Origin of the sequence: Natronoflexus pectinivorans, from assembly GCF_004345615.1 — a bacterium.
Taxonomy (GTDB): Bacteria; Bacteroidota; Bacteroidia; order Bacteroidales; family Marinilabiliaceae; genus Natronoflexus; species Natronoflexus pectinivorans.
In genome coordinates, this window is sequence record NZ_SLWK01000004.1 from 289,929 (window position 1) to 309,756 (window position 19,828).

Annotated in this window: 11 protein-coding genes; 5 read left to right on the forward strand and 6 right to left on the reverse strand. The window is 40.5% G+C overall.

Translation table 11 applies throughout. The features are described from left to right. Window positions 1-27: 27 nt before the first annotated feature. Window positions 28-903 carry a nucleoside phosphorylase gene (locus tag EV194_RS07775; protein ID WP_132433470.1) on the reverse strand — a complete coding sequence of 292 codons (876 nt, stop codon included), beginning with the start codon at window positions 901-903 and terminating at the stop codon, window positions 28-30. A 406-nt stretch (window positions 904-1,309) separates the two neighbouring features. Between EV194_RS07775 and EV194_RS07780 the strand changes: the two genes are divergently transcribed. Continuing rightward, window positions 1,310-1,765: a DUF4293 domain-containing protein gene (locus EV194_RS07780; protein WP_132433471.1), complete on the forward strand. Its 456-nt coding sequence runs from the start codon at window positions 1,310-1,312 to the stop codon at window positions 1,763-1,765. Between the two features lie 15 nt (window positions 1,766-1,780). Here EV194_RS07780 and EV194_RS07785 read toward each other — a convergent pair whose 3' ends face one another. The 3 genes from EV194_RS07785 to EV194_RS07795 form a co-directional block, all read right to left on the reverse strand. After that, entirely contained in the window at window positions 1,781-3,271 is a 1,491-nt protein-coding gene (locus tag EV194_RS07785) for a M20/M25/M40 family metallo-hydrolase (protein WP_132433472.1), read from the reverse strand. 47 nt (window positions 3,272-3,318) lie between these two features. Beyond that, a complete protein-coding gene (odhB, locus tag EV194_RS07790) occupies window positions 3,319-4,575 on the reverse strand; it encodes a 2-oxoglutarate dehydrogenase complex dihydrolipoyllysine-residue succinyltransferase (protein ID WP_132433473.1) in 1,257 nt (418 codons plus the stop codon). A gap of 142 nt (window positions 4,576-4,717) precedes the next feature. Beyond that, window positions 4,718-7,537, reverse strand: coding sequence for a 2-oxoglutarate dehydrogenase E1 component (locus EV194_RS07795; RefSeq protein ID WP_132433474.1), 2,820 nt, complete (start codon window positions 7,535-7,537; stop codon window positions 4,718-4,720). A gap of 152 nt (window positions 7,538-7,689) precedes the next feature. Between EV194_RS07795 and EV194_RS07800 the strand changes: the two genes are divergently transcribed. After that, window positions 7,690-10,548, forward strand: coding sequence for a PD-(D/E)XK nuclease family protein (locus EV194_RS07800; protein ID WP_132433475.1), 2,859 nt, complete (start codon window positions 7,690-7,692; stop codon window positions 10,546-10,548). A 199-nt stretch (window positions 10,549-10,747) separates the two neighbouring features. Here the strand turns inward: EV194_RS07800 and trmD are convergent, their stop codons facing one another. Continuing rightward, window positions 10,748-11,428 (reverse strand): tRNA (guanosine(37)-N1)-methyltransferase TrmD, encoded by a 681-nt coding sequence (trmD, locus tag EV194_RS07805; RefSeq protein WP_132433476.1) that lies wholly within the window; start codon window positions 11,426-11,428, stop codon window positions 10,748-10,750. Between the two features lie 191 nt (window positions 11,429-11,619). Here trmD and EV194_RS07810 point away from each other — a divergent pair, with 191 nt between their 5' ends. Continuing rightward, the gene (locus EV194_RS07810) at window positions 11,620-13,614 is read left to right on the forward strand and encodes a DUF349 domain-containing protein (RefSeq protein ID WP_132433477.1); all 1,995 of its coding nucleotides are present in this window, start codon (window positions 11,620-11,622) and stop codon (window positions 13,612-13,614) included. Window positions 13,615-13,857: 243 nt separating this feature from the next. On the opposite strand, the gene EV194_RS07815 is transcribed toward EV194_RS07810, so the two are convergent. Further along, on the reverse strand, window positions 13,858-15,672 hold the full coding sequence (locus EV194_RS07815) for a glycoside hydrolase family 9 protein (RefSeq protein ID WP_132433478.1): 1,815 nt from the start codon (window positions 15,670-15,672) through the stop codon (window positions 13,858-13,860). Window positions 15,673-16,035: 363 nt separating this feature from the next. Between EV194_RS07815 and EV194_RS07820 the strand changes: the two genes are divergently transcribed. Both EV194_RS07820 and yidC read left to right on the forward strand, forming a co-directional pair. Next, window positions 16,036-17,652 carry a CTP synthase gene (locus EV194_RS07820; RefSeq protein WP_132433479.1) on the forward strand — a complete coding sequence of 539 codons (1,617 nt, stop codon included), beginning with the start codon at window positions 16,036-16,038 and terminating at the stop codon, window positions 17,650-17,652. A 36-nt stretch (window positions 17,653-17,688) separates the two neighbouring features. Then, the gene (yidC, locus tag EV194_RS07825) at window positions 17,689-19,563 is read left to right on the forward strand and encodes a membrane protein insertase YidC (protein ID WP_132433480.1); all 1,875 of its coding nucleotides are present in this window, start codon (window positions 17,689-17,691) and stop codon (window positions 19,561-19,563) included. Window positions 19,564-19,828: the final 265 nt, after the last annotated feature.

Below are 19,828 nucleotides of genomic sequence, written 5' to 3' on the forward strand. Positions count from 1 at the left end.
ATGTTGGTAAAACGGACAGAAAATTGTCTATTTGGCTAATGCATTTAATACATATTCAATCAAACGATTAACAACTACCTTGTAATCTTTGCTATAGGTTCCTGCCAACCTGTTAGCAATGATGGCGCATACAGTGGCCGACTGATGCCCCAATAAAGCGGATAAACCATATATGGCTGAACACTCCATTTCATAGTTGGTTATCCGGTAGTCCTCGTATCGAAATGCCGTAATTCGCTCATTTATATCGCTCATAGCCAACGGGAGTCTTATAATTCTACCCTGTGGACCATAGAAGCCGGGAGCGGAAATGGTGACACCTTTTATCACCTCATTAGAATCCAACTGTTTCAACAGAGACTCCTCTGCATTAACAACATAGGGCGCCGAAAGGTTCGAGAGAAAACCAGTTGATTCAACAAAAGACTTTTCAAACATTACATCACAAACCTCATCCCGCTTATCATAAAAATTAAGTAAGCCATCAAACCCAATGGCTTTCTCACTCAACAACCAACTGTCAACAGGCAAATCAGCCTGAAGCGAACCGGAAGTGCCAATTCTGACAATCTTTAATGACTTATGCTCTTTTTTGGGTAATCTGGTGGAAAAATCAACATTTACAAGTGCATCTAGTTCATTTAAAACAATATCAATGTTGTCAGTTCCAATTCCGGACGAAAGTACAGTAAAAGATTTATCTTGGTAAACACCGGTTTTCCATACAAACTCACGATTGGCGCCTTCAAAATCAATTTGGTCAAAGAAAGCAGCAACACCTTCCACTCTGCCCGGGTCTCCAACAAGTATGACCCTGTCACTTAATTCACCGGGCTTAATGTGTAAATGAAACACCGATCCATCGGGATTAATGATCAACTCTGACTCTGCAATTCTTTCCATTTATATCATCTTTCATTTATATCGAAAAAGGGTTTCGATAGAAACCTTTGAGCCAATTACTGCAATCGACTTTACAAAATTAAGAGAATTAAAACAATCACATTATTCAATTTAATAAAAATTTAAGAATTTACAAAACATAAGTTATCAACATAGCTGTTAATTTCTTTAGAAAGAAGAGATGAAATAATGTTAACAAAGCAATATGTTTTGTTAAAATAAACCAATCTAAAATATCCAAGCAAATCATATCACACTAATATCCTGAAACATACAACCCAAACAAACCCGGCAAAATTCATCACCGCACACGAATCAACAGAATGCAACCATGCTGTCAGTTATACAAAATTACTTTTGTTAGGATGCGATTCGTTTTTTCTTCCTATTTTTGCAAAAAAAAGAGATGATACAACGGATTCAAACGGTATACTTATTAATTGCCCTTACACTTACTGCCATATTGTTTTTTGTGAATATGGCCGAACTTGCATCTGTCACCGATAATTACATACTTACATTTAAAGGGGTAACTGATATTACTACCAGCGAAATGGCAATCAGTAGCCTTGCTTTAGCTTTGTTAATAACAGTGACAACCGTAGTGATTCTGGTTTCGATTTTCATGTTCAAAAACAGAATTCTTCAAATACGTATTTGCGGCCTTGCCATCGGGTTACTCATAGGAATTTCAGCCATGATTTATTTCGTTGGAAAAACATCTGCCAACGAATTAGGCGCTGAACTTGCTTTTAAATGGCCCATCATTGCGCCTTTAATCTCATTGATTTTTATTGTAATGGCCATGCGTGCCATAGGCAAAGATGAAGCACTGGTAAGAAGTCTGAACAGAATCAGGTAGCATTACAAGCGGGGTTCAAAAGCGGTAACCAATTCTGAAACGGTTGCTGCTGCTTCGTATTTTCATCTCAGCATCATCGATTACTCCAGTTAATGCCTGATGGTAAACAAAGCCAAAGTGAAATTTCAGCATGTCCATTCCAAGTCCATACTGAAATCCCCATTCATGGTCTTTGTAGTATGTTGAAAAATCAATGGTTTCACCTCCGTTTTTCCCGTCAAAATGGTGTTGATAATAACCACCTACAAAAGGGTATAAGCGAAAGATTCCACCATGCATGCTTATTAAATTATACTGAATATTTAATGGTAACATCAGAGAATGTCTTCTAAAAGTGCCTTCCGGCGATTTACTCCCATTATAATCATAAAGCACCTCAGGTTGAACAACAATTCTCTGCCCCATGTGAATTCTCAGAAAAAAACCTACACCATATCCAAACACATCATCGGCTGTAAAAAACTCATCGGGGTATAAGTGTCGGCTTCTTCCTAGCATGGCAACAGCGCCAAAATCAAATCGAACTTTTCCAGACTGAGCGAGAAACATTGCTGATGGCTCTATGGCTTCCTGAAACGATAGTATCCTAACCAATTCTACTGTAAAGTTTTTCACCTTTGCCATCTTTTCATATTGAAGAAGATGGGCTAAATCTCCCGGTTGATGATAAGGCGAATGTGGACCAGTATGTACATGAACAGAGGGAATTCCGGCTAAGCCAAAATACCAGGTATCTGTCCGCTCCTCAATGCGGGCACCCTTCTTCCTAAGAATCAAGTTGTGATTTACTGCAAGGTATCCTGCCAACTCCTCACCTCCGGCAATAGAACCTATCCCTTTTATATTTAATCCTTCATTACTTCGATACATCCCTACCATATCAAGACTAAACATAGTTTTGATGTCTTTGGATGCAAATCTCGCATCTTCAATAAACCAACGCGAGCCAATCAGTCCACTCTCTTCGGCGTCAAAAGCCACGAATATCAGACTCCTGCCATGACTTTCAGGGTTGGTAGCAAAATACCTGGCCATCTCAAGCATTAGAGACACTCCAGATGCGTTATCGTCCGCACCGGGAAAAATTACCCGCTCATCTCCTCGCATTTCATATCCCAAATGGTCGTAGTGCGCACCAATTACGATGTACTCATCCTTTAGCTTTGAATCATGACCTTCCAGGAAACCGACCACATTGGTACCGTAGATATTTGCTATTATTCCACTTGTACTTCTAAACTCAAAATGGTGGAAATAGTCCTCTTTGAATGAATTCAGCCCGATTTCAGCAAATTGATTCCGGATGTAATCCCTTGCGATCTCTTTCCCTCTGGTTCCAAGTCCGCGACCCTCAAGACTATCTGCTGCCAATATGGTAACATGCGTTTCAAGTCGCTCTCGAAGCTCTTGAGAATAAAGGTTGCCTGACGCAAAAGTCAGGAATAATAGTGTAATTAAAAAATGGTGCGTACGCACCATTTTTGGGGTCAGTTTATTATTTATCATGTGGTATATTAAATGAAAATAAAACTAATCAATTTCTCCCAATAAAACTACAACCCCAACAAAGTTTCCTCAGCACTTTTCCCTCCAAGTAACATAGATACCGGGTTTTCAATCATTTTTTTAACATCTACCAAAAAACCAACAGAGTCTTTACCGTCGATGATGCGATGGTCGTAACTCAAAGCAACATACATCATTGGTCTGATTTCAACTTTACCGTTAACAGCAACCGGACGCTCAACAATGTTATGCATTCCAATAATGGCCGATTGCGGTGGGTTAATCAAAGGCGTGGAGAGCATGGAGCCAAAAACGCCTCCGTTGGTCAGTGTAAATGTGCCGCCGGTCATCTCTTCCAGCGAAACTTTTCCGGTTCGGGCTTTATCTGCTAATTCTTTCAGTGCTGACTCTATTTGTGCCAACGATAAAGAATCAACATTTCTGATTACCGGAACCATTAGTCCTTTTGGTGATTGAACTGCCACAGAGATATCAACATAATTGGGAGTCACTATCTCCTCCTCATCAATCATGCTGTTTACCATTGGGTGCTTTTTTAATGCGTAAGCCGAAGCCTTTAAAAAGAATGATATCAACCCGATTTTAAATCCATATTTTTCAACAAAAGCTCCCTGGTGATTTTTGCGCAAATCCATAAGTGCAGACATATCCACCTCGTTGAAAGTGGTGAGCATGGCCGTTTCGTTTTTAACCTGCACCAGCCGCTTGCTCAATTGCTTTCGCAATTGAGTCATTCGCTTTCGCTCTACATCGCGGGAAACTTCACCCCGAGAGGATTCCAGAATTCCTCCGCCGCTTTTCAATTCTATGACCTCATCAATCTCCTTAGTCGTCAACTTTTTTAAACCGGCCAACACATCGTTAAGGTTCAATCCTTCAGCCTCCATTTTACTTCTGGCCAACGGAGTTATCTTAACATCTGAATCCGTTGTTTTATCTTTATCGGAGGGTTCGGGCTTGATTTCTTCAGTTTTCTCTTCCTGCTTATCGACTCCTGCAACAGACTCATCATCAGCTTCCTCAGCATTTTCCTCATCGGGCACCTCTACGGAAGTATCAATTTTGCAAACTACTGAGTTTACCTTCACCGTATCGCCTTCCGATGCCAAAAGCTCTATTCGTCCTGATTCCGGAGCAGTTAATGACAAGGTGGCTTTATCAGATTCTATCTCAGCCAAATCCTGATTTTTCCTTACAAGGGCGCCATCTGACACCAGCCAGGAGGAGATTTCTACTTCTGATATTGACTCGCCGGGAGTTGGAACTTTTACTTCTATTATCATATTTCAGTGTTCAGTTAGCAGTGTTCAGTTAACAGTGTTCAGTTAGCAGTGTTCAGTTAGCAGTGTTCAGTTAGCAGTGTTCATTGGTCACTGTACATTGAACACTGGTCACTGGTCATTGGTTACTGGTCACTGTTTTCAGTTATATAGAGAACTTGTCTGATTCAGCAAAATAGTAATGTGCTTTGAGGATTTCCTCGCGAGGTTTTCCTTCAAGGCAATCTAAGTTACAATATGGCAATTTTAAATCACAATGGCACATTTTAAATACTTTACCCATGATTTCATTCTGCCCTAACAAATGCAAACCGGCCAGACCGGTTGCCGGGCTGGCACTGGCAATCCGGGCAACGGGAACAATATTTTTACCTGGCAACATGCTCCGAATATAATTCCATGCTCCCATGTTCTCAGGTTCTTCCTGTACCCATAATGCTAAAAGAGCTTTAGAATATTTCTTAAAAATGGCTTCTACGTTCTCTTTTGGGAACGGGTGCAGTTGTTCTATCCGAATCAATGCCACATTGGTGGCATTGAGTTCCTCTTTGCGTGCCAATAAATCGTAGTAGATTTTACCGGTACAGAACACCAGCCTGGTGACATTCTTTTCATCAACGTTGTCATCATCAATCACCTCCTGAAAATGACCGTCCTGCATATCTTCAAGCGAAGAGACGCATTTTGGATGACGCAACAGACTTTTTGGTGTAAATATGACCATCGGAACTCTGAAATCTCTCTTAATATGCCGCCTTAAGGCATGAAACAGGTTAGCCGGCGTGGTAAAATTCATAATCTGCATATTATTTCGGGCGGATAAAGAGAGAAAACGTTCCATTCGGGCACTCGAATGCTCAGGCCCCTGCCCTTCGTATGCATGCGGCAAATATAAAACCAGTCCATTCATAAGCCCCCATTTTTCCTCTGCTGAACTAATGTACTGGTCAATGACCACCTGAGCTGTGTTGGCAAAATCTCCAAACTGAGCCTCCCAAATGGTCAATCCATTTGGAACCCCGAGGGAATAACCATATTCGAAACCCAAAACCCCGTATTCGGAAAGGGATGAATTATAAACATTAAAGGATAACGGGTTTTCGTCCAGATGCTTTAGAGGGATGTAACGCTCGTTCATATCCTCAACCGTAAAGCCGGCATGTCGATGGGCAAATGTTCCTCTCTCAGAGTCCTGTCCGCTTAAACGGACTGGATGACCTTCGGCAACCAACGTGGCATAACCCATCATCTCGGCCATGGCCCAATCCATTTTATTGGCCTGCATCATTTTTTTTCGGTCGGCCAGGATTTTGTGAACCTTATTAAAAAACGGCTTATCTTCCGGTAAGTGGTTCAATTTGTCGCACAACTCCTTCATTCGCGATATCGGCACGCCTGTTTTCATCTCACCGTTGAAATCTTCACGTTTAGGATATCTGAAGTTACTCCACAAATCAGGCATAAACCGGGCGATGGACATCTTTTTGATTTCTGTGGAAGCATCAAACTCCTTCTCCAGATGGTTCTCAAAATCAATGACCTTTTGTTTCATCTCCTGGCGTCCCATAACACCTGTCACTTCCAGATGTTTAGCATAAATATCACGTGGATTGTGATGATTGGCAATGGCTTTATACAACGTAGGTTGTGTAAAGCGTGGTTCATCGCCTTCGTTATGGCCATATTTGCGATAGGATAATATATCAATAAAAATATCGACATTAAACCTGTGGCGAAACTCCATGGCCAATTCAAATACGTAAGCTACCGCTTCCGCATCATCTCCATTAACATGGAAAACAGGGCTGTTGATGACTTTTCCAACATCGGTACAATAGGTACTGGAACGTGCTTCCAGATAGTTGGTTGTGAAACCAACCTGGTTGTTTACCACCACGTGAATGGTTCCCCCGGTTCGATATCCAGGAAGTTTTGACATTTGCACCACTTCGTAAACCACCCCCTGTCCGGCAATGGCTGCATCGCCATGAATAACAACAGGCACAACTTTATCCACATCCTGGTTGTATGTATGGTCAATGCGGGCACGAGCCAACCCAACGGTGACGGGAGTCACCGCCTCCAGATGCGAAGGGTTGGGCAAGAGGCACAAACGAACCTTCTCTCCATTGTCCAAATCCATATAATTATCGTAACCCAGATGGTATTTAACATCACCAAGAGATACATCATCATCGTATTCATCGGCAACAAACTCTTTAAACACTTTGCGATAGGGCTTTCCTAAAACATTGGTGAGTACATTTAATCTTCCACGGTGTGCCATACCCATAACAAACTCTTTGGCTCCCATGGACGCACCTTTCTTAATCAGCGCCTTGAGACCGGGAATCAAGCCTTCAGACCCTTCAAGAGAGAAGCGCTTTTGACCCACAAATTTTTTATGGACAAAAGCCTCAAATCCAACAGCATGATTGAGATGTTTAAAGATGGATTTCTTTTTTGCGTTGGGATAATCGGGCATATTACGGACAGACTCCATCCGGTCGCGGAGCCAACTCACCATTTCAGGGTGGCGGACATAGAGATACTCCACTCCTACCGATTGGCAGTATGTATCCTGCAAGTGCTTTATGATTTCGCGCAAAGAAGCTGCACCAATCCCGATTTGACTACCTGCCTCGAAAACAGTGTCCAAATCTTGCTCTTCCAGACCAAAATTTTCAATATCCAGGGTTGGAAAGTACTTCCGCCTGGCACGTACCGGGTTTGTTTTGGTAAAAAAATGTCCCCGCTGGCGATAGCCGTGAATCAAATTTATCACGTTAAACTCCTTGCTTATAATTTTCCCGGGAACTGCCTGGAAATGTTTAAGCGCAAAATCAAAGCCTTTAAAGAATTTGGCAAAACTCTCATCCACTGAGTCGGGGTTTTGCTTATACTGCTCGTACAATGCTTCGATGGACTGAACGTCACTGTTACCTATAAACGAAAAATCATCCATAATGAACTTTATCTCTCAGTTTAGAAGGGCATTCAAAGTCGTTGTCAACTGACAAAGCCAACGTTCTATCTTTTTCAAAAACGACGACTCCCTTCACGGATTTGGCAAAATATTTAAAGGACAATTGTATATTTGTAAAAATAGTAAATAATATGCAAACTTTCCTTGAGCAGTTAGCACACCATTATACCAGTAAACATTTAACAGAAATAAACGATTTTTGTTTTGTTTTCCCCAGCCGTCGTGCGGGGCTTTTTTTCAGCCGATATCTTTCGCAACAAATATCGCGTCCGGTATGGGCACCCAAAATACTCACCATTAACGAGTTCTTCTCAGAAATAGACCCCACGCCGGTTGCCGATTCTATTACCCTTCTTTTCAAACTCCATTTATCTTACCAAAAAGTGATGGAATCGGACATCTCCATCGATGAATTTATCCCCATTGGAGAGATGCTTTTGGGCGATTTTAATGACATTGACAAATACCTGGCCAAACCGGCTCAACTTTTCTCAAATCTTGCTGCCATTAAGGCTTTGGACGATGATTTCTCGCATCTTTCACCTGAACAGGTAAAGGCCATTCAAAGTTTCTGGAGTAGTTTTAATCCCGAAAAAATTTCGGAACAACAGGCCTATTTCCTCGCTCAATGGGAAAAAATGCACGATTTGTACAACTGTTTCAGAGACGATTTGAAATCGGGAAACGAAGCCTACGAAGGAATGGTTTTCCGCTCTGTGGCGGAAAACGCTGTTAAAGAAAAATCAATTTCCATCCCATGGAAAAAAGTTGTATTTGCAGGTTTTAACGCACTCAACGAATGCGAAAAAGAGGTGTTTCGCATCCTTCAAAACCAAAAAAAAGCACACTTTTTTTGGGATTATCCGGAGTGGGTTTTTCATGACACCAACGATAAATACGCGGTTCAACACGAAGCAGCGCGCTTTCTGCAAAGCAACCTGCTCAACTATCCCGCTCCAGATGACTGGCAACCGCCATTTTCGAAAAAAATGGCGGATATAACCATTGCATCGGCTACCAATGAGCTGGAGCAAACCCGGCTTGCCAATCATTATCTCAAAAACATGGCCGAGAACCGTCCCGACCCGGAAAAAACGGCGCTGGTTTTGGCCGACGAGCAACAACTTCTGCCGGTTTTACATGCCATTCCGGAAGATTTCTCGGCCATCAATATTACCATTGGTTATTCCTTAAAAAACACCCCTGCCTATGCTTTGGTGGAGAATCTTTTGGCCATGCAAAAAACCACCAGAAAAACCAAGGAGGGCAAAACGTGGTTCTACCATCGCGATGTGCTGGCTCTTTTGCGACATCAGTATATGCACATCATTACCGACGGAAAAAATCTTGAATTGATTAATAAACTGATAAAAGCAAACCAGCTGTTCATCGCAGATGAACAACTGAAAGATGATTCGGTAATATCCTCCATTTTCAAAAAAACTGACACAACAGAGGAGTTAACCGAATATCTCAACGATATTCTTGTAAAAATTTATAAAGACCTCGAAAAGGGCAGCAACAACCAGGTGGAGATGGAGTTTATTTATCACCTCTACACGGTAATAAAAAAGTTGTCGGATATATTGGCCACACTTCCTCAAAAGCCGGCACCGGAAACATGGCAGTCGCTTTTCAAAAAAATTGCCGCACAAGAGATGGTCCCTTTCAAGGGAGAGCCTTTACAAGGGCTTCAGGTAATGGGAATTCTGGAAACGAGAGCCATTGATTTTGAAAACCTGGTCATCATTGGACTTAACGAAGGAATTTTTCCAAAAACTTCGCCGCCTAATACATCCATCCCTTTCAATTTAAGAAAAGGACATGGATTACCAACCATTGAAAATCAGGATTCTATATTTGCCTACTATTTTTATCGGCTGATTCATCGCGCCAAAAATATAAAACTGATACATACCACCACCCGTTCGGTCACCGAAGAGGGCGAAAAGAGCCGCTTTTTGCAACAGCTCTATTACGAATATGGTGGAAATGTAACCATGGAATCCATCCATCAAAATGTAACGGTTCCGGTTCATCCCGAGATTACCGCATCAAAAACCGAGGATGTGATGGAAATACTGCATCAATGGACTGAATCGGGAAAAGAGGCATTATCTCCAAGTGCATTAAGTTCATATGTGGAGTGTCCGTTGCGCTTTTATTACCGATATGTAGCAAAAATAAAGGAGCCGGATGACATCAGTGAAGACCTTGACCCGAGAGTTTTTGGAAACCTGTTCCACCAAATGGTGGAAGATCTCTACAAACCGTTTGTGGGAAAAGAGGTCAACCCGGAAATGATTAAAGAGCTCCGTGCCAACAAGGAGTTCATCAGGGATACAATGGACTCCATCTTTGTACAAAACATCCCTTTTATCAGGCAAAAATCCAACATTTTTACCGACTTACAGGGAAAAAACAGCCTTATATATGAAATTCTGTATAAATACATACTCCGTTTTCTGGAGTGTGAGCAGCAGGATGCGCCGTTTCAACTATTGGCTTTGGAAGAGCGTGTTCTAGGGAAATTGAGAATCAGTGACCAGCTGACTATCAACATTGGAGGAACCATTGACCGCACGGATGAAAAAAACGGAATACTGAGAATCACCGATTATAAAACAGGAAAAGCTGAGAAAACCATCCCGAACATTGAGAGGCTTTTTGATGAAAACCACCATCCCGCCAATAAAGCTATTTTTCAGACCTTGCTCTATTCGCTTATTAAATCAGAAACGGCAAATCAATCCATAATCACTCCCGGGGTCATTTCGGTAAAAGACCTATACGGAGAGTATGACAACCAACTTTATCTGAAAAGCAGACAAAATAAAGAAGTGATAACGCTTAACCTGGTTAAAGAGGAGTTTGTTGAACAAATAACCACTAAACTATCAGAGCTTTTTAACCCGGAGATTCCATTCAGACAAACATCCAATGTGAAGAGTTGTGATTATTGTACGTTTAAGGAGAATTGTAGTAAGTAGTCTTGATAAGAAAACGCCAAATACTGCGTTATGCTTGTCAGAAAAATACTCATCCCGAAGTTGATTTTGTAAGGTTTTTTGAATAAAAACCAACAAAAATCTAGGTCGGGACTCCGTTTTTTCTGCCTTCGCAAGCCTTGTCTTTGACGCTTTCTTACAAAGACTTTGAAAAAAATAGTTTTCATATTGACAGTATTAGTCACTCCTCATCCAGTAAATCAGGTCTCAAATTTTTCGTTCTTTTCCAGGCTTGCTCTTCGCGCCATTGGTCAATTTTGGCCTGATGACCCGACAACAAAACATCAGGGACTCTCCACCCGCGAAATTCGGCCGGACGTGTATAAACCGGCGGAGCTAAAAGATTGTCCTGAAAAGAATCGGTCAGCGCCGAAGTTTCGTCAGAAATAACCCCGGGAATCAATCGAACCACAGCATCTACAACCACGGCAGCAGCCAACTCACCGCCTGTCAGGACAAAGTCGCCAATTGATATTTCACGCGTTACGTAGTGGTCTCTAACTCGCTGGTCAACCCCTTTGTAATGACCGCAAAGAATTATGATGTTACCCAACAAGGAAAACTGATTGGCTATTGCTTGAGAGAAGCGCGACCCATCGGGAGTCATATAAATAATTTCCTCATAGTCCCTTTCGCCCTTTAATTTGTCCAACAATAGCGCAATGGGTTCAATTTGCATCACCATACCGGCTCCTCCACCAAAAGCATAATCATCTACCTTTTTATGCTTATCCTGAGAATAGTCTCTGATGTCGTGCAAAACAATTTCAACAAATCCCTTTTCCTGCGCCCGTCTTAGGATTGATTCGTTAAACGGACCTTCAAACATTTCGGGGAAAAGTGTGAGTATATCTATACGCATGAAACCATATTTATTAAGCACAAAGATAACAATAAGATGCTTACAGGACTCTTTTATCGGGATAAGTTAAAATAAGGAAATGGCAAAAAAACTTTGACCATTCCATGATAAGTAATATATTCGTAGATTAGAATTAAATAAGATAAACTCCATCAGGAGTTTATATGTAGGATCCCCAAACACCCATGGTGATGGAAGCAAATGAACTAAACAAATCATCCGAAGAACGGACGAATTTGAATACCGGCGAGCAACCCGGTAATTCCGAAAAGAGCACAGAGCAACAATCCCCCGAGAAGATATCCGATTCTGAGAAGGAAGAGGAAACTCCGGAACAGGTAGAGAAAAAGCCGGAACCACAAGCGGAGGAAGAAACGAGTGCCGAAAATAGCGAATCAAAAACATCAGATTCGGATGATTCGAATGAATTAAAAGAGATGCAACCGGATAAAAATGAATATCCGGAAGAGATGGATTATACTGCTTTATCGAGAGAACAGTTGATTGACAAATTCAAAGAAATCATTCAAAAATATCCTGTTTCGAATATAAAAACGCATGCAGAAGCCATTCGTTTAATATTTGAAAACAAGACCAAAGAGGAAGAAGAGGCCGCCAAACAAAAGTTCATTGAATCGGGAGAACCTGAAGAATCATACGACCCTCAGCCCGATATGCTACAGAAAGATTTTGCCGGTCTTTTTGCCGAGTACCGCAGCAAAAGAGATGAAGAAAGACAGGCTCAGGAGAACGAGAAAGAGAAAAATCTTAAGAACAAGTATGAAGTAATAGAAGGTATAAAAGACCTTATAAACCGGCAGGAATCACTAAACGATACCTTTCAGGAATTTCGTACACTCCAACAAAAATGGAGAGACATAGGTCCGGTTCCTCAAAACAAACTACATGATTTATGGGAAACTTTCCATTTACATGTTGAGAACTTCTACAATTACATCAAAATAAACAACGAGCTTCGGGATCTGGATCTTAAAAAGAACTATGAGTCCAAGCTTGCCTTGTGCGAAAAGGCAGAAACTTTGTTGCTGGAACCTTCCCCGGTTAAAGCTTTTAAAACACTTCAAAAGTACCATGATCAATGGAGGGAGATTGGCCCCGTTCCCAGAGATAAAAAAGAAGAGTTGTGGGACAGGTTTAAAGCAGCGACTTCCAAAATTAACCAGCGACAACATGAGCATTTTGAGTCGTTGAAAAATCAGTTGCATAAAAACCTTGAGGCAAAAATAGAACTTTGCGAGAAGGCCGAAGCCCTTTTGCAACAAGAAATTACATCACCCAGAGAATGGGAGAACAAGAGCAAGCAACTGATTGATTTACAACAAATATGGAAAACCATTGGGTTCGCCCCAAAAAAAGACAACAATCTGGTTTACGATAGATTCAGAAAAGCCTGCGATGAATTCTTTAACCGGAAACGCGACTTTTTCAAGAGCTATAAAGATGAGCAACAAAATAATCTGCAACTAAAAACAGAACTCTGCATTCAGGCCGAGGCCATGAAAGAGAGTAACGATTGGAAAAAAACAACAGAAGAGTACATCCGCATACAGAAGAAATGGAAAGAGATTGGTCCGGTACCCCGAAAACAATCTGATGCCATTTGGAAACGTTTCAGGGAGGCTTGTGACTATTTCTTCGACAGAAAATCTAATTTTTTCAACAACATTGACGAAGAGCAGGCAGACAACCTCAACAAGAAAGAAGCAATTATTAAAGAGCTTCAGGAATTTGAGCTTCAGGATGACAGCGAAAAGTGTTTTGCAGTTTTACAGGATTTTCAGCGCAGATGGTCTGAAGTTGGTTTCGTTCCAATAAAAGATAAAGACCGCATCAATCAGGATTTTAGAAACCTGATTAATCAGAAATTTGACCATTTGAATCTGGATGAAGTCAACAAAAACCTTCAGAAATTCAGAAACAAACTGGAAAACTGGAAATCCAACGACCAGTTTAATGAGAAAATTGGCCAGGAACGAAATAAAATCATGTTAAAACTCAAGCAACTAGAAGGTGACATTATCTTGTGGGAAAATAATATTGGATTCTTCACCAAATCTAAAAATTCAGAGGCTTTGGTGCGCGATTTCAAACACAAAATAGAAAATGGCAAACGAAACATTGAGTTATTGAATAAGAAACTTGATTTAATTGATGAAATGCTTTAGCATTTCAATTTCAGATAAAAAAAGCTGCCCTGAAAGGCAGCTTTTTCATTTTCGTCATCTTTATGCAACATTAATAATTCACCCCTAAATCCCCCGGGGGACTTAAGCCTCCCACTTGGGGGAGGTTTGGAGGGGTTAAATCAAGGCTGCTTTCTAATTATAAGTATTTAAATTCTATTCGACCTTTGAGTCAGCCTCTTCTTATTTCCCATCAATTTAAACAAACCAGACGCGAATCTGTAATCATTCAATTCCTAAAGAGGAGCCAATTGCAACCATCAGCCATGAACCATGTTGCAACCATTGTTCTGACCAACGCCACATATGGCTTACATCGTCGCCCCATGGAGCAGGTCTGAACGCAATATCAGACTCATTACCAAAGCCCGCAGTAATTCCGTTCAAAACGCATCCTTTGACATTAAGTTCACGATAATCCGAATATGCAGGTGCATAAGAAGGATTGTTGTAGCCTCTGCCATGAAGCATAGTCATGTTAAAAGGATTAAGGCCAAGAATCCAGTTCTTTTGATCAGAAGCATACTCTAAAGCTTTTTTCTTTACATCTGAATCAAGATATGGGAAAGCCTGATACATGGCCGTAGCAAGGGAAGCCAGTCGTGCATTTTCGCCCTGCCACCAATAGCCAGTTTCGTTGTTTTGAGGAATGAAAAACGAAGTACGCTTACTATCTTCGTTCACTGCTTTTACATACTGCCGTGCATATCCGAAAGGATTATTTACTTCACTGGTGACGGCTAATTCAAAAGCTACTCCGCGGCGAACGCCATCAACAGCAATCGACTTATACTGTGGGTCTGTCTCAAAATTTAAATAGCGAACCAGAGAAACCACAGGAAGACCAGCTTCTGCTGCGTGAAAAAATGAACGTAGGTTCTCGTCATCAGCACGCCAAAAGTCAGTCATGGTTTCATCACTTGTAAGGCGAGATGTTAGGTTTTGCATTCTAGTTCTCGCGGCTTCAAGGAATTGACGATCACCAGTCGCATTATAAAGCTCACTTGCAGCCATTAAGGCACAATAATCATCAATAATGTTCTCTTTACCATCGGCAATATGCAGATGATTATATTTTTCGAGATGATGGAAACCACGAATAGCTGCCTCAAGGTACGTTTCTGTTGAAAATTCTCCGCTATGCCCTTCAGCTGCAGCTCTGGCAAGTGCTGCAATTGACATACCGCCACCTTCTCTGTAGCCGGCTTCATAATTATCATTTTTAAAACCTTCCTGACCGATGTATGCACATATTTCGCGCTGAGCAGGATCCCATGACCAATTGGCGAAGACATTAATGTAAAAGTACCCTTCTTCATCTTGCATCCTAATTAACCAATCGGCGCCATGCACTGCTTCGGCAATAAGATTAGATTTAAGAACCTCTTTATCATCGCCTTTATAATATTTCTCAACATTTGTAAGGGTTTCAAGAAAATTCCAAACAACCATAGGTGCTTGCTGAGGATTCATGAAATTGGCATAACTTAAATGGCTTAGGTATTTACCCCTGTCACCAGATGCATCATACCAACCTCCACTTGCGTCAATTATGTCATCTCTCTCACCAAAAAAACTAATATTTTTATCGGCCTCATTAAATTCTCCGGCTGCTCTTTGAGATCGGATTCCTTTGGTAAGTAAATCCAGTGTAGAAATAGCAAGTCCCTGGTCTTTTATTTCAAAAACCTTACTCTTAACCATACTGCCATTCATCTGAACTACAGCATAATATTTCCCGGGAAGATTAAAATCCGAAAAACACCCACGATATGCTTTTCCGGTATGCCAAGAGTCAATCGCCCCTCCTGATTCAAAATTTCCGCTAAACACTTCTTTATCATTCATATTATGAATGGAAAAGTTGCGAGGTACAAAATCTCCAGTCGTTTGAAAGACAACAGTTTTTGATCCACCCGAAATATAACCAAGATGATTTACCAAAACATCGGAACCTACACCAGCCCCTTCGGAACCAAATCCACAATGAGCAAATAACAAAAATGCAGGCATCATCGCAAATCTTAAAAAGTACTTCATTATTAAATGGTTTTAGTTAAAATCTTAATCAACTTTAATACAAAAATAGAAAACAGTCTTTTTATATGCAAGCGATTGCATTTTTTTAACACTTCATTCACTGCGATGGTAATCATCCGCTTTAAATGAAAGATTTCAAAATCAAAAAGAATAAGTTTTAGCAAAAGTTAACCAAAAAACAACATATGACCCTGAAAAAAAACCAAACTAGGCTATGCAATTAATATTTTAGGATAGATTTTGTTACCTTTGTACATTATTTTTTGCAACGCAAGCATACCTTGCTGAGATTGAGCCACTTCTAAACCAAGCATCTCTTTCCTGCAGGTTATTATAAAATGTAGAATTTAACACCAAAAAGTCGTGCCAGATACACGTTATGTTTTCGTCACCGGAGGAGTTGCCTCATCGCTCGGAAAGGGAATCATCTCCGCATCCCTTGCAAAGCTACTTCAAGCCAGGGGTTATAAAGTTACCATTCAAAAATTAGATCCATATCTAAATGTTGATCCAGGAACATTAAACCCCTACGAACATGGAGAGTGTTATGTAACTGAAGATGGGGCAGAAACAGATCTTGATTTGGGGCATTATGAACGGTTTTTAAATGTACCCACATCTCAATCCAACAATGTGACCACAGGTCGCATATATCAAAATGTAATAAACAAAGAACGAAGGGGCGACTTTTTAGGAAAAACAGTTCAAATCATTCCTCACATTACAGATGAGATAAAAAGAAACATCAAATTACTTGGTAGCAAACATAAATTTGATGTTGTCATCACAGAAATTGGTGGAACCGTAGGAGATATTGAATCCCTGCCATACATAGAGGCTGTTCGTCAGTTAAAGTGGGAACTGGGCTCTAAGGCCATGGTGATTCACCTGACATTGGTTCCGTTTTTGGCCGCAAGTGGAGAGCTAAAAACCAAACCAACGCAACACTCTGTAAAATCGCTCCTGGAAATAGGTGTTCAACCCGATGTTCTTGTACTGAGAACAGAACATCATCTGGATGCTGATATCCGCAAAAAAGTAGCTCTTTTTTGTAATGTTAACAGCAAAGCTGTTATACAATCCATTGATGTGAGCTCCATATACGAGGTTCCCGTTAAAATGCAGGAAGAGGGTCTGGATGAAATTGTAATGGAAAAATTACAACTACCAATAGACCAAAAACCTGAACTAAAACAATGGAAAGCGTTTTTATCCAAGCTTAAAAATGCAAAAAAGACAGTTCGCATTGGTTTGATTGGCAAGTATGTGGAACTACCTGATGCTTACAAATCAATTATTGAGGCTTTAATTCATGCAGCAACATACAACGATCACAAACTTGACATACAACTTATTCAAAGTGAATCAATAAGTACTGAAAACGTTGATCATAAATTAAAAGACTTACAAGGCATTCTTGTTGCACCGGGCTTTGGACATCGCGGATTCGAGGGGAAACTAGCAGCAGTAAAATATGCACGCGAAAACAATATCCCATTTTTAGGAATTTGTTTGGGAATGCAATGCGCAGTTATAGAATACGCACGTGATGTGTTAAAGCTGGATAAAGCAAATTCTAAAGAGATGGATCACACAACTGCTTATCCGGTTATTGATCTCATGGAAGATCAAAAAAACATTACCGATAAAGGTGGAACCATGAGACTTGGAGCCTATGACTGTCAGCTAAAAGAGAACAGCAAAACTTATAAAGCATATGGTACCGGCTTAATTAAGGAACGACACAGACACAGATACGAGTTCAACAACGAGTTTTTGAAACGATTTGAAGAAGGAGGCATGATTGCAACAGGTTGTAATCCGGATACAGGTCTCGTAGAAATCATTGAAATACCTGAACACAAATGGTTTGTTGGGGTACAGTTTCATCCTGAATACAGCAGTACCGTTCTATCACCTCACCCGTTATTCATGGCATTTATTAAGGCATCAATAGAAGAAAAGAAACAAACAAAATAAAATTCTGATAAAGAATTAATTCATAAGCTATAAAAAATGGATAGAAATTCGATCACAGGTTTAATACTTATCACACTCATACTGATAGGCTTTTGGTTTGTAAACAGGCCATCACAGGAGCAGGTTGAAGCCAATCGTCAACAAAGAGACTCTCTTCGAATGGTAGAAATGCTTGAAGAAGAGCGTAGGTTAAGCGAAGAAGTTCGAAGAGAGGCCGAAGCAACTCCTGTATCTCTTGATGAAGAACCGATGGTTTCTGCGGAGAATGATACCATTCGGAAACAACGAGCAAGACAAATGTATGGTCAGTTGGCTCCTTTTGTTGAAGCTGAACAGGAATTCTTCACCCTGGAAAATGAGAAAATCATTATGACTTTCACCAATAAAGGTGGAAGAATCTATTCTGTGGAGTTAAAAGAATATAAAACTCACGAAGGGGAGCCACTGATCCTATTCGAAGGAAAAAATAATAAATTTGGGTTCTCTTTTACCCACAACACCAGAGTGTTCAATACCAATGACCTGTTCTTCAATGTTCAGTCACACTCCGACTCGGTTATCGTTTTCGAAATCGCTACAGAACAAAATGAATCTTTGAGGTTCAGGTATACTCTTCCGGAAGATGAGTATATGACTGGTTTTTCAATTCAAACACAAAACCTGAGAAATTTGATGGCAACTCCAAGGGGAACCATCGACATCAATTGGCACGTTGAAATGCCAGCTTTTGAGTTAAACCGTAACCAAGAGCAACAGAACACACGTCTTTACTATAAGCATCATCTTTCGGATGTAGACAATCTGAGACCCGGGCGCAATGATAGCGAGAACATTAGAACACCCGTAAAGTGGATTGCCTTCAAAAGTCAATTTTTCTCATCGATTTTTATTGCAGAAGAAAACTTTACCGGCGCTTATCTATCTGCCGTTCAAGAGGAGAACGAATTTAGCCCTTTCCTTAGTTACAAAACAGCTGAAGCACTTGTCCCGGTGGACTTTTCATTGAACCAGGAACACCGGTTCAATTTCTATTTTGGACCTAATCATTACTACACCCTAAACAGCTATGGTAAAGATCTTGAATTTAACAGGTTATTGCCATTGGGGTGGGGGATTTTTGGATGGATTAACCGCTTTGCGGTAATCCCGGTTTTTAATCTGTTGGAAAATCGCATCGCCAGTTATGGAATCATCATATTAATTCTAACCTTACTTATTAAACTGGTATTATTCCCATTAACTTACAAATCATACATCTCAACTGCCAAAATGAAGGTGTTAAAACCTCAAATTGATGAGATCAATGAAAGAATACCGAAAGATAAGGCATTGGAGCGACAGCAGGCGGTAATGGGACTATACAAGAAAGCAGGAGTAAATCCGATGGGTGGATGTTTGCCCATGTTATTACAAATGCCAATTCTGATAGCCCTGTTCCGGTTTTTCCCGGCTTCAATTGAGTTGAGACAAGAGGCCTTCTTATGGGCAACTGACCTTTCGACATACGATTCAATACTGGAATTACCGTTTAACATTCCGTTTTACGGTGCTCATGTAAGTTTGTTTACCCTGCTAATGGCCATTACCAACATTGTTTACACTAAAATGAACATGGAAATGACCCAGTCAACAAACCAAATGCCGGGTATGAAAGGTATGATGTATATGATGCCGGTGATGTTCCTGTTCTTCTTTAACAGCTATTCATCGGGATTGAGTTACTATTACTTTATCTCAACCCTGATTACCATTTTCCAGACAATTATTATAAAACAATTTGTGGATGAGAAAAAGCTGTTGAAAAAGATTCAGGCCAATCAGAAAAAACCGGTTAAGAAATCAAAATTTGCCCAAAGACTTGAAGACATGGCAAAACAACAACAGCAACTTAAAAAGAAGGGCAAAAGATAGTTCATTCTAATATAACTTTAATAAAAAACAGAAGGAGTGCTCTTACGGCACTCTTTCTGTTTTTTATCACGACTGACCGGCTATTTAATTTAGATTGCTCGTTCTGCTCGAAATGACAAAACTTTCAGTAGCTAATAACCCCTTCACCTCTCACAGGGTAACAGCTTGTCATTTCGAGTGAAGCGAGAAATCTATTATTTGAATATCATTGTGAAAAAATCTTAGTCTGACAGTAGTGGTTTTTTAAAATGCATTACTTTCAAAT